The following is an 11,275-nucleotide window of genomic DNA, read 5'->3' as shown; positions in this document are numbered from 1 at the left end:
GGAACGAGGGCCTCGCATCGCCGTTTCCGCAGGTCAGAGCGGATTAGACGATAAACTCGAATTCTGCTCCTGCCTGTATCGGGGTCTCGAAACCGGCGAAGAGGAGGATGAACGCCATCGCGGCGACCTCGTTCTCGGTGAGGTGTTCACCGTGGTCGGAGGCGCGGATCAGCCCGGAGATCAGGTCCTCGTCGGGCGCGGGCTCGGGCGGCAGCGCGGCGCGCTTGCGGTGGATCAGCTCGGCGAGATAGCCGCGGATCTTCTTGACCGCCTTGGCGACGCCGCCGCGCGGCCCGCCGCCGGTACCGCCCGGTTTGGTGTGCCGGAGCATCATCCCGGCCCAGTCCCGGAAGTCGTCCTGGTCCTCGCGCGGGACGCCGAGCAGGTCGCAGATGGCGTAGATCGGCAGCGGGAAGGCGAACTCGTGGATGAGGTCGGCCTCGCCGCGGGCGGCGAAGCCGTCGATGAGCGCGTCGGTCAGTTCCTGGACGCGCGGGGCGAAGGCGGCGACGCGGCGCGGGGTGAACGCCTTGGAGACCAGTCGGCGCAGCCGGGTGTGGTCGGGCGGGTCGATGTTGAGCAGATGCGTCATGAGATTGGCGCTGCGCTCGCCGGGGATGCCGACCTTGCCCTTGCCGTGGGCGCTCTCACTGTGGTGCACCGGGTTCTTCGACAGCCGGGAGTCGGCGAGCGCCTGCCGCGCATCGGCATACCGCGTCACCAGCCACGCCTCGACGCCACTCGGCAGCGCGGTCCGGTGCACCGGCGCGTGCTCGCGCAGCCAGGCGTACGCGGGGTACGGGTCGGCGCCGAACTCCCAGGTGAAGAGGGCGGGGGCGGGCGGGGCGGCGGCCTGGGGGTGCGCGGGGCAGCCGGCGGCGGCATCGGGCGTGTGGTGCACCTTTCGACGGTAACCGCTGCTCGGGGCAGCGCGGACCGCGCGGCCTGTCCCGTGGGCGGCACCCCCGATCGGACATCGGCGGCGTCATCCGGCACCGGCGGACCGATCGGGCATCGGCAGCGCCATCCGGCACCAGCGGACCGCTCCGGCGTCGGCGGCGCGCCGCTCCCTGGCCCCCTACTCGGGCATCTCGGGTATCTCGGGTATCTCGGGTATCTCCGCCGCCCCGGACGGCGGCAGACCCTCCGCCTCGCGGATCGCGTCGCGGTAGGTGCGGGCGGCGGCGCGCAGCGCGGTTTCGGGGTCGGTGCCCTCGGCCTCGGCGCGGGAAGCCAGGGCCAGGAGTTCGTAGCCGATGCCGGGGGCGGCCGGGCGGACGTCGAGACCGGCCGTGCGGGCACGGGAGGCGAGCTTGGCGGCGAGGGCCAGGGCGGGCTGGGTGAGCGGGACGCCGTCGGTGACCGACACGCGCCGCTTCTCGACCGCCTTGGTGCGCAGCCAGTGCGCCCGGACGTCCTCGGGCGTCTCGGCGGGCTCGTCCCCGAACACATGCGGATGGCGGTGGATCAGCTTCTCCACGATCGTCCCGGCGACGTCGTCGACCGAGAACGGTGCGTCGGGGTCGTCCTGGGCGATGCGGGCGTGGAAGACGACCTGGAGCAGGACGTCGCCCAGCTCCTCGCGCAGCGCCTCGCGATCACCCGTCTCGATGGCCTCGACCAGCTCGTACGTCTCCTCCAGGGCGTACTTGGCGAGGTCTTCGTGGGTGCGGATGCCCGTCCACGGGCAGGCGGTGCGGATGCGGTCCATGACCTGGACGAGGTCGAGCAGCCGGGCGCCCGGCAGGTCATATGCGCCGGGCAGCAGCTCCAGGTCGGGCATGGTCTCGCGGCCGGAGCCGGCGAGGCGGGCCAGGCCGTCGGTCAGCGCGCTCTCGCCGTCGGCGGAGGTGAGGACGACGACCGTGCGGTCCCCGGCGACGCAGTCGTCGACCAGCTCGCGGGCGCCGGGTACGGCGGACTCCACCGTGACCCCGGCCTCGCGCAGGTAGGGCAGCTGCGGGTGGGCGGCGTCGGCGCAGAGCACACGGTCGGCGGCGCGCAGCGTCCGCCAGGCGTTCCAGGACAGCAGGCCGGGGGCGACGCGGTGGCTGGTGGTGAGCAGGACCAGGCGCCCGGTGCCGCCCTCGGGGCGGGCGTCGGCTCCGGCGTCGGCGGTGGGGACGTCAGCGTTCACCCCTCGAACGTAGCGCACCACACCGACAGCGCCCGCGCCGCGAACCGGCAACGGCCCCGGCGCGGGTTCTACGCCTGCTGCCGGGCGCCCGTGGCGTGGGAGATCCACGGGTCCTTCGTCGCACCGAGGATCACCCGCCGGTCGTTCCAGGTGCCGAAGCGCGGGTTGACGTCGACGCCCATGGCGCGGGAGGTGCGGGCGAGGTTGTCGACGAGGCGGCGCTGGCCCTCGGCGCTGGCGCGGTCGGCGCCGAGCTTCTTGGCGAGGCCGTCCAGCAGCAGTTGGTTACGGACGGTCGCGTCGACCTCGTCGGGGGCGACGGACTGCTGCTGGAGCCAGACGGCCTTCAGCCGGTCCGGGCCGCCCAGTTCCTTCTCGAAGGTGGTCCGCCACCGCTGCACATCGGAGCGGGAGACGGTGACCCCGGCACGGTCGGCGCTGCGTTCCAGGACCCGTTCGAAGATCATGCCGTTGAGGGTGGCCAGGCTCAACTGGCCGGTACTGGAGATGAGTTGACCGCCCTGCGGGGACTCGCTCTGGGCCCGGCGTACGTCCTTCACCTTCGCCTGGAGCTGGGCGACGGTGATCCGCTTGCCGTCGACGATCGCGGCGGCACCGGGGTGCGCGTCGCTGCCGCAGGCGGTGAGCAGCGGGGCCGCGGCCAGCAGGGCGGCGGAGACGGATACGGAGAGCACTGTCCTACGGCGGAGCACGGGGCCTCCCGGCAGAGATCGTGAACGAGACGGCGCGGCGCGAACGCCGTGCGGCGGCGGTGGGCGGGGCGCTCCCGGCGGGTGCCGGGAGCGGGCATCTCATCGATCTGGCGTTGATGATGGTAAGGAGTCCGGATGCCCCGGGCCACCGGTTGGCCAACGATTCCCCAGGTTTTTGGGTACGCGGGGGGCCGCGGGGCCACTCTCCGCCCCCGTCCTCCCCTACTTCGCCTTGAACCGCTTACTTCGCCCTGAACCGCTCCGGCGCCTCCGTCGGGTTGCCGCCCGCCGGCAGCTTCTCGCTCGGGCAGCTGTTCAGCACCTTCGTCATCGCGGCCTTCTCGTCGCGGGTGACCCACATCCCGTACTTCTTCTTCACCGCCACCTGCCGCGCGACATAGGTGCAGCGGTACCCCTGGTTCTCGGGCAGCCAGGCGGCCGCGTCGCCGTCGCTCTTGCTGCGGTTGGCGGACGCCTCGACGGCGATGAGGTTCAGCGGGTCGTTGGCGAGCGCGATCCGCTTGCGGGGCGCCCAGCGGGCGGCGCCCTTCTGCCAGGCGTCGGAGAGCGCGACGACATGGTCGATGTCGACCTTGCTGCTGCCGCGCCGGTAGCGGATGGTGCCGCCGGTGTACGGGTCGTGGGTGAGCGTTCCGGAGACGACGGCGCAGGTGTTGCCGCGGTGCGAGGTGTCGCGCAGATCGCGCTGGAGGATGTCGTCGCGGGTGCCGCAGCCGTTGCCGTCGGTGTCGGCCCAGGCGCTGCCAAAGCGGTCGCGGGCGTAACCGTCCTGCGACGCACGCTTCTTGACGGGCAGCTCGGTCAGCGCCGCCGACGCACCACCGGGCGCGCCGGACGCCGTCGCGCCGTCCTTGGCGTCCTTGCCGCCCGGCCCATCGGTGGGCGAGCAGCCGGTCAGGGCGAGCAGTGCGGCAACGGCTGCGGCGGGCAGCGCGGTCCGTATCCGGTTCAAGTCGGGTGTCCCCTCGGGTAGCTGGGCCGCCGGAGCGCCCGGTGGCCGGTCCGGCGAAGGAGCGTACGCGCCGCGGGGACACGTACGCTCTGACGGCCCGGCGGGCAGGAACCTCGGGAGCTCGTGCGCGCCGGCTCGTCACCGTCCGGTTCGACGGCTTCGAGTATCTTTTCGGAAGCCGAGACGGAGGACGCTCATGGATACGGCCGCAGCGACGGCGGCGGGCGCCTTCCCCGGTGCGCCCGGCACGGCGATAGGGGTGCCGCCCGGGCAGCGGACCGCACCGCCCGACGCCTCCCGCGACGAACAACCCGCCGCGCGCGGCCCCCGCCGCCTCGCCGCGTGGGGTGCGCCGCGCCTCGACCCCTGGTGGACGGCGGTGCTGCTCTTCGCCGCGTACGCCACGGTGTCGCTGCTGCGTGACCTCACGATGGGCACCGCCTCCTGGGACCTCGGCATCTTCGAGCAGGCGGTCCGTGGTTACGCCCACCTCGGGGCGCCGATCGTGGATCTCAAGGGGCCGGGCACCAACATCCTGGGCGACCACTTCAGCCCGGTGCTGATCCTGCTCGCGCCGCTCTACCGGCTGCTGCCCTCGCCGATGACGCTGCTGACGGCGCAGGCGGCGCTGTTCGCGCTCTCGTCGGTGCCGGTCACCCGCACCGCCGCCCGGTATCTGGGGCGGGCCCGGGGGCTGGCGATCGGTGTCGCCTACGGACTGTCGTGGGGTGTGCAGAAGGCCGTCGACTTCGACTTCCACGAGATCGCTTTCGCGCTGCCGCTGCTGGCGTTCGCGCTGGAGGCGGTGGTGCGCGGGCGGTGGACGGCGGCGGTGTGCTGGGCGGCGCCGCTGGTACTGGTCAAGGAGGACCTGGGCGTCACCGCCGCCGCCATCGGCGTGGTGGTGCTGGTGCGTGCGCGGCGGGTGGTGCCGCTCGCCGTCGCGCTGGTCGGCTTCGGGCTGACCGCCACCACCGTCACCCTCGGCGTGATCATCCCCGGGTTCAACGGCACCGGCTCGTACGACTACTGGACCAAGCTCGGCGGCGACGGCGCGGCGGGCCCGGGGATCGGGGCGGGCACCGCGCTGCACACCCTGCTGTGGGTGCTGCTGCCCACCACCGGTCTGCTGGCGCTGCGTTCCCCGCTGCTGCTGGCCGCGGTGCCCACCCTCGGCTGGCGGTTCGTCTCCCACGAGCCGCACTACTGGGGCATCGACTGGCACTACAACGCGGTGCTGATGCCGGTGGTCTTCCTCGCCCTCGTCGACGCGCTGGAGTGCGCGCGGCGTTCGCCGCGGCCCTGGCTGCGCGGGCTGGCGGGGCAGCTCCCGGCCGCCGGTCTGGCCGCGGCGCTGGCGCTGACCACCACGCTGCCGCTGGCCCGGCTCACCGAGTCGGCGACCTACCGGATCCCGCCGGAGGCCGCCGCCACCGAGCGGCTGCTGGCGACCGTCCCGGACGGCGCGAGCGTCGAGGCCGACATCCGTCCGCTGTCCCGGCTCGTCAGCCGCACCCGGGTGTTCTGGATCGGCGACACCCGCGGCATCGCCCCCGACTACGTCGCCGTGCAGCTCGCCGACGGCCGCACCCCGGAGCAGGTCCGCACCGAGGCCGAGCAGCGGCATCCGCACACCGGGTACGCGGTGTCCGGTACGGCCGCGGACTTCGTGGTGCTGCGGCGGACGTCCGGGCCCTGACGCCGGGCGGAAAACCGGGGGCGGCGGCGGGCGGCGGTCGTTACGGTGGCGCGATGACCCCCCAGGTGATCGTTCTCAACGGCGGTTCCAGCTCCGGCACGTCGTCGCTGGCCCGCGCCCTCCAGGACGTCCTGCCACGCCCGTGGCTGACGTTCGGCGTCGACAGCCTGATCGAGGCGCTGCCGCCGGGAATGAGGGACGACCCCGACGGCCTCGTCCTCGGCCCGGACGGCTCGGTCACGCCCGGTGCCGCCTTCCACGCGCTCCAGGACAGCTGGCGGCACGGCGTCGCCGCGGTCGCCCGCGCCGGGGCGCCCGTCATCCTCGACGAGGTGTTCCTCGGCGGCGTCGAGGGGCGCCGCGCCTGGGAGCGTGCGCTGGGCGATCTGCCCGTCCTGTGGGTCGGCGTCCGCTGCGACGCCGCCGTCGCCACCGCCCGCGAACGCGCCCGCCCCGACCGCGTCCCCGGCATGGCCGCCGCCCAGGCGTCCCTCGTCCACCGTGGGATGACGTACGACATCGAGGTCGACACCGGCCGCCGCACGGCGCAGGAGTGCGCGCGGGAGGTGGCGGAGCGGGTGGGGTGACGGGCGGGCGCGCCTGTCCGGGCGGGGGCCCGGGCGGCGGGCCGCCCTGGGCCGGAGACCGCGGCCGGGCCCGGCGGCGCACCGCCGCCTCCGGCCCGTACACGAACGTCCGCCCCGCTCAGGCCCCCAGGATCGTCGTCAGGAACTCCCCCACCCATGCCAGGAGTTCCCGGCCGACCAGCGGCTTGCCGCCGATCCTGCCGGTGGTGGGGCGGGGCGCCAGCACCTGGCGGGTGGCCGGCTTGAGGATGGAGCGCGGGTGGAGGCGCTTGAGGCGCAGCTCCTGGGACTCGCGCAACTCCACCGGCCCGAAGCGGACATGGGATCCCTGGAGGGTGATGTCGCTGACGCCGCAGGCCCGCGCCAGCATCCGCAACCCGGCGACCAGCAGCAGATTCTCCACCGGCTCGGGCAGCTTGCCGTAGCGGTCGGTCAGCTCCTCGCGGACCGCCGCGATGTCCTCCTCGCTCGACGCCGCCGCGATGGCCCGGTACGCCTGGAGGCGCAGCCGCTCGCCGGGCGCGTAGTCGTGCGGGACGTGCGCGTCGACCGGCAGCTCGATCTTGACCTCCAGCGGCGGCTCCTCCTCCACCCCGCCCTCCAGCGACGCGCGGTAGTCGGCGACCGCCTCGCCGACCATCCGGACGTACAGGTCGAAGCCGACGCCCGCGATATGGCCGGACTGCTCGCCGCCGAGGAGATTGCCCGCGCCGCGGATCTCCAGGTCCTTCATCGCGACGTACATACCGGCGCCCATCTCGGTGTGCTGCGCGATCGTCGCCAGCCGCTCGTGGGCGGTCTCCGTCAGCGGCTTCTCCGGCGGGTAGAGGAAGTAGGCGTAGCCGCGGTCGCGGCCGCGGCCCACCCGGCCACGCAGCTGGTGCAGCTGGGAGAGGCCGAAGTTGTCGCCGCGCTCGACGATGAGGGTGTTGGCGTTGGAGATGTCGATGCCGGACTCGACGATCGTGGTGGAGACCAGCACATCGAACTTCTTCTCCCAGAAGTCCACGACGACCTGCTCCAGGGCCTGTTCGGACATCTGGCCGTGGGCCGTCGCGATGCGCGCCTCCGGCACGATCTCGCGCAGCCGCGCCGCCGCCCGGTCGATGGACTCGACGCGGTTGTGGATGTAGAAGACCTGGCCCTCGCGGAGCAGTTCACGGCGGATGGCCGCGCCGATCTGCTTCTGCTCGTACGGCCCGACGAAGGTGAGCACCGGGTGGCGCTCCTCGGGCGGGGTGGTGATCGTCGACATCTCGCGGATGCCGGTGACGGCCATTTCGAGCGTACGGGGGATGGGCGTCGCGGACATCGTCAGCACATCGACGTTGGCGCGGAGCTTCTTCAACTGCTCCTTGTGCTCGACGCCGAACCGCTGCTCCTCGTCGACGATGACGAGGCCGAGGTCCTTGAACTTCGTCTCGGCGGAGAAGAGGCGGTGGGTGCCGATGACGAGGTCGACGGCGCCGTCCTTGAGCCCTTCGAGGGTTGCCTTCGACTCGGTGTCGGTCTGGAAGCGGGACAGGGCGCGGACGGCGACGGGGAACTGTCCGTACCGCTCGGTGAAGGTGCCGTAGTGCTGCTGGACGAGGAGGGTCGTCGGGACGAGGACGGCGACCTGCTTGCCGTCCTGCACGGCCTTGAAGGCGGCACGGACGGCGATCTCGGTCTTGCCGTAACCGACATCGCCGCAGATCAGCCGGTCCATCGGGACGGACTTCTCCATGTCCTCCTTGACCTCGGCGATGGTGGTGAGCTGGTCCGGCGTCTCCACGTACGGGAAGGCGTCCTCCAGCTCGCGCTGCCAGGGGGTGTCCGGGCCGAAGGTGTGGCCGGGCGCCGCCATCCGCGCGGAGTACAGCTTGATGAGGTCGGCGGCGATCTCCTTGACCGCCTTCTTCGCCCGCGCCTTGGTCTTCGTCCAGTCGGCGCCGCCCAGGCGGTGCAGCGTCGGGGCCTCACCGCCGACGTACTTGGTGACCTGCTCCAGCTGGTCGGTGGGGATGTACAGCCGGTCGCCGGGCTGACCGCGCTTGGCGGGCGCGTACTCGACGAGGAGGTACTCGCGGGTGGCGCCCTGGACGGTGCGCTGCACCATCTCGATGTAGCGGCCCACGCCGTGCTGTTCGTGGACGATGAAGTCGCCGGCCTTGAGGGTCAGCGGGTCGATGGTCTTACGGCGGCGGGCCGGCATCCGGCCCAGCTCCTTGGTGGCGGCCTTCTGCCCGGACAGGTCGGTCTCGGTGAGGATGGCGAGCCGCAGCTCCGGGTCGAGGAAGCCGGTGTCGAGGGAGCCGCAGGCGACATGGACGACGGACGGCGCCAGCTCCGTCAGCTCCGCGTCGAGGCGGGCGGCGATGCCCTCCCCGCCGAGCACCTCGACGGTGCGGGCGGCGGGGCCGTGGCCCTCGGTGACGTAGACGGAGCGCCAGCCGTCGGCGAGCCGGCCCTTGGTGTCGGCGAGGGCGCGGGCGGTGTCGCCGCGGTAGGCGTCGGGGGCGTGCATCCCGAGGGTGAGGGTGTCGCCCGCGTCGGGCGCGGTGGTCTCGTCGGCGGCGAACTGGCTGACCGACCACCACATCATGCCCAGCTCACGGGCGTGGGCGCGGACGTCGGCGATGCCCCACAGGGACGCCGCACCCACATCGATCGGTGCCTCACCCCCACCGGCGCTGGCGGCCCAGGACGCCTGGAGGAATTCCTGGCTGGTGGCGACGAGGTCGGCGGCGCGGGTGCGGACCCGCTCCGGGTCGCAGACCACGGCCATGCTCCCGGCGGGCAGCACGTCCAGCAGCAGTTCCATGGCGTCGACGAGGACCGGCGCGAGGGATTCCATGCCCTCGACGGCGATCCCCTCGGCGATCTTGCCGAGGAGTTCGCCCAGCTCGGGGTGGGCCTCGGCGAGGGCGGCGGCCCGCTCCCGGACCGCGTCGGTGAGCAGCAGCTCCCGGCACGGCGGCGCCCACAGGCCGTGCTCGGCGACCTCCAGGGACCGCTGGTCGGCGACCTTGAAGTAGCGGATCTCCTCGACGTCGTCGCCCCAGAACTCGATGCGGAGCGGGTGCTCCTCGGTGGGCGGGAAGACGTCCAGGATGCCGCCGCGGACGGCGAACTCGCCGCGCTTCTCGACCAGTTCGACGCGGGCGTAGGCGGCGGCCGCGAGCCCGTCGACGACCTCGCCGAGATCGGCGCTCTGCCCCGTGCGCAGGCTGACGGGGACCAGCTCGCCGAGCCCCTTGACCTGCGGCTGGAGCACGGAGCGGATGGGCGCGACGACGACGGAGACGGGGCCGGTGGACGGGTCGTCGGGGCTGGGGTGGGCGAGGCGGCGCAGCACCGCGAGGCGGCGGCCGACGGTGTCCGAGCGGGGCGAGAGCCTCTCGTGCGGCAGCGTCTCCCAGGAGGGGAACTCCACGATGGTGTTCTCCTGGCCGGCCGGGACGAGGGTGCGCAGCGCGGCGGCGAGGTCCTCGGCCTCCCGGCCGGTGGCGGTGACCGCGAGCACCGTCCGCCCGGCGTCCCGGGCGAGCGCCGCCACCGCGAAGGGGCGGGCCGCGGGCGGGCCGACGAGGTCCACATGCGGGCGGTGGCCGTCGGCCGCGGCCCGCACCGCTTCGGCGAGCGCCGGATCCTTGACGACGGCGTCGAGCAGACCAGCAAGGCTCATGAGGGGGGTTCCGTCCCAGCGAGGCGAACAACGCGAACAGCCCGGCGCGTCGATCGGGCCAGGGCGGTCCCCATGTCGAACGGGCCGGGGCTGCCCACCTTACGCCCGACCGGTGACAGGCCGCCGCGCGAGCGGACGGGCTCCGCCCACCGGACGGACGGGCTCCGCCCACCGGACGGACGGGCTCCGGCCACCGGGCGGGCGGCCCCGCTCGCTGCCTCCGCACCCCGCCGTACGGGGCGCCCGCACCCCGCCGTACGGGGCGCCCGCTCCCGCTGCACAGCCCGGCCGCACTCCGCCGTACGGGGCTCCCCGGCCCGCCGGGGAGCCATACCGGCTCACCTCGTCCGCGGCAGCTCCGTCTCGATGGTCTCCTCGTCGTCCGGGTTGACCGGGGTACGCGGGTCCCCGTCGTCCGGGTCGACCGGGGTACGCGGATCCCCGGCGGCGGGGCCGGTCGCGGGGCCCGCCGAGCCGTCCGGAGCCGGGGCGGTGTCCCCGGCAGTCGCCTCCAGAGCACCGGCGTCGCCCGGTGCGGCCGTACCGGCCCCGGGCCCCGTGCCGTCCCTGTCCGCCCCCGCCAGATCCCCCGGGTCCGTGCCCGTCAGGGCCGCGAGGCTGTTGCGGACGTGGGTCATGTGGGAGCGCAGCTCATCGCGCTCCTCCTGGTGCTCACGCAGGATGCGGGCGGTGGCCCGCTCCATGCGTTCGACCTCGACGTCCGCCTGGGCCAGCAGCTCGGCGGCGCGGGCCTCGGCGTCCTCCTGCCCGTGGCGCGCGGCCTCCTCCGTCTCCGCGTGCCGCCGCTCCGCCAGGGCCACGACCTCCCGGCCGTGCTCCTCCAGCTCCGCGATCCGGCGGGCCGTCTCCGCCTCCCGCGCGGCGATCTCGCGGCCGCACTCCTCCCACTCGTCGGCCTGCCGCTGCTCGGCGTCGGCCAGTGTCGCGGCGGTGCGGCGCCGCATCTCCTGGAGCGCCTCGGTGGCCTCCTCGTGCCACTGGGCGGCGTCCTTCTCCGCCGCCGCCACCCGCGCCGCCGCGTCCGCGTGCGCCGCGTCGACCGCCCGCTGCCCGCGCCCCTCGGCGTCCTTGCGCCGGGCGTGCGCCACCTCGTCGGCCGCCTCCCCGGTGTCGCACGCGTACGCCACCGTCGCCTCGCGCAGCTCCTCGGCGGCCCGCTCCGCGTCGGCGCGCAGCCGCGCCGCCTCGGACTCGGCGGTGGTGAGGATCAGCCGGGCCTGCTCGCCCAGGGACTCGTACGTCTGCGGCGGCATCGTGGCGACGTACGCGCGCAGCTCCACCAGCTCCGCCGCCAGCTCCTCGGCCGCCTCGGTGAGCTGCGCGACCCGCTCCCAGCACGAGTCGCGGTCCACGGTGAGGCCCGCGACGCGGCGGTCCACCTCGTCCGGGCGGTAGCCGCGTCCGCGCACGGTCACGAAACCCTGCGGCGAAACCGACGCACTCATCCTCAAGCCCCTCTCCAGCGCGCGCACCGTCAC

The 11,275-nt window shown here is 74.1% G+C and carries 7 protein-coding genes and 1 pseudogene; 2 read left to right on the top strand and 6 right to left on the bottom strand.

What is annotated here, in order from left to right; genetic code table 11:
• Nucleotides 1-76: 76 nt before the first annotated feature.
• The 4 genes and pseudogenes from ACFWWQ_RS28075 to ACFWWQ_RS28060 form a co-directional block, all read right to left on the bottom strand.
• A pseudogene (locus ACFWWQ_RS28075) lies at nucleotides 77-901 on the bottom strand (cytochrome P450); the annotation flags it as partial.
• Between the two features lie 177 nt (nucleotides 902-1,078).
• Nucleotides 1,079-2,137 (bottom strand): nucleoside triphosphate pyrophosphohydrolase, encoded by a 1,059-nt coding sequence (locus tag ACFWWQ_RS28070; RefSeq protein ID WP_384601826.1) that lies wholly within the window; start codon nucleotides 2,135-2,137, stop codon nucleotides 1,079-1,081.
• A 68-nt stretch (nucleotides 2,138-2,205) separates the two neighbouring features.
• Nucleotides 2,206-2,850, bottom strand: a complete 645-nt coding sequence (locus tag ACFWWQ_RS28065; protein ID WP_384601823.1) for a SurA N-terminal domain-containing protein — start codon at nucleotides 2,848-2,850, stop codon at nucleotides 2,206-2,208.
• A gap of 241 nt (nucleotides 2,851-3,091) precedes the next feature.
• On the bottom strand, nucleotides 3,092-3,823 hold the full coding sequence (locus ACFWWQ_RS28060; protein ID WP_384601820.1) for an HNH endonuclease family protein: 732 nt from the start codon (nucleotides 3,821-3,823) through the stop codon (nucleotides 3,092-3,094).
• Nucleotides 3,824-4,019: 196 nt separating this feature from the next.
• Here ACFWWQ_RS28060 and ACFWWQ_RS28055 point away from each other — a divergent pair, with 196 nt between their 5' ends.
• Together ACFWWQ_RS28055 and ACFWWQ_RS28050 are read left to right on the top strand one after the other, a co-directional pair.
• Nucleotides 4,020-5,522, top strand: coding sequence for a DUF2079 domain-containing protein (locus ACFWWQ_RS28055; RefSeq protein WP_384601817.1), 1,503 nt, complete (start codon nucleotides 4,020-4,022; stop codon nucleotides 5,520-5,522).
• 53 nt (nucleotides 5,523-5,575) lie between these two features.
• Nucleotides 5,576-6,109, top strand: a complete 534-nt coding sequence (locus ACFWWQ_RS28050) for a chloramphenicol phosphotransferase CPT family protein (RefSeq protein WP_384601814.1) — start codon at nucleotides 5,576-5,578, stop codon at nucleotides 6,107-6,109.
• A gap of 118 nt (nucleotides 6,110-6,227) precedes the next feature.
• Here ACFWWQ_RS28050 and mfd read toward each other — a convergent pair whose 3' ends face one another.
• Together mfd and ACFWWQ_RS28040 are read right to left on the bottom strand one after the other, a co-directional pair.
• Nucleotides 6,228-9,776, bottom strand: coding sequence for a transcription-repair coupling factor (gene mfd, locus ACFWWQ_RS28045; RefSeq protein WP_384601811.1), 3,549 nt, complete (start codon nucleotides 9,774-9,776; stop codon nucleotides 6,228-6,230).
• A 338-nt stretch (nucleotides 9,777-10,114) separates the two neighbouring features.
• Nucleotides 10,115-11,242, bottom strand: a complete 1,128-nt coding sequence (locus ACFWWQ_RS28040) for a cellulose-binding protein (RefSeq protein WP_384601808.1) — start codon at nucleotides 11,240-11,242, stop codon at nucleotides 10,115-10,117.
• Nucleotides 11,243-11,275 lie beyond the last annotated feature (33 nt).

It is taken from the genome of Streptomyces sp. NPDC059080, assembly GCF_042739975.1.
Taxonomy (GTDB): Bacteria; Actinomycetota; Actinomycetes; order Streptomycetales; family Streptomycetaceae; genus Streptomyces; species Streptomyces benahoarensis.
This window is presented reverse-complemented; position numbering and strand designations above follow the sequence as displayed.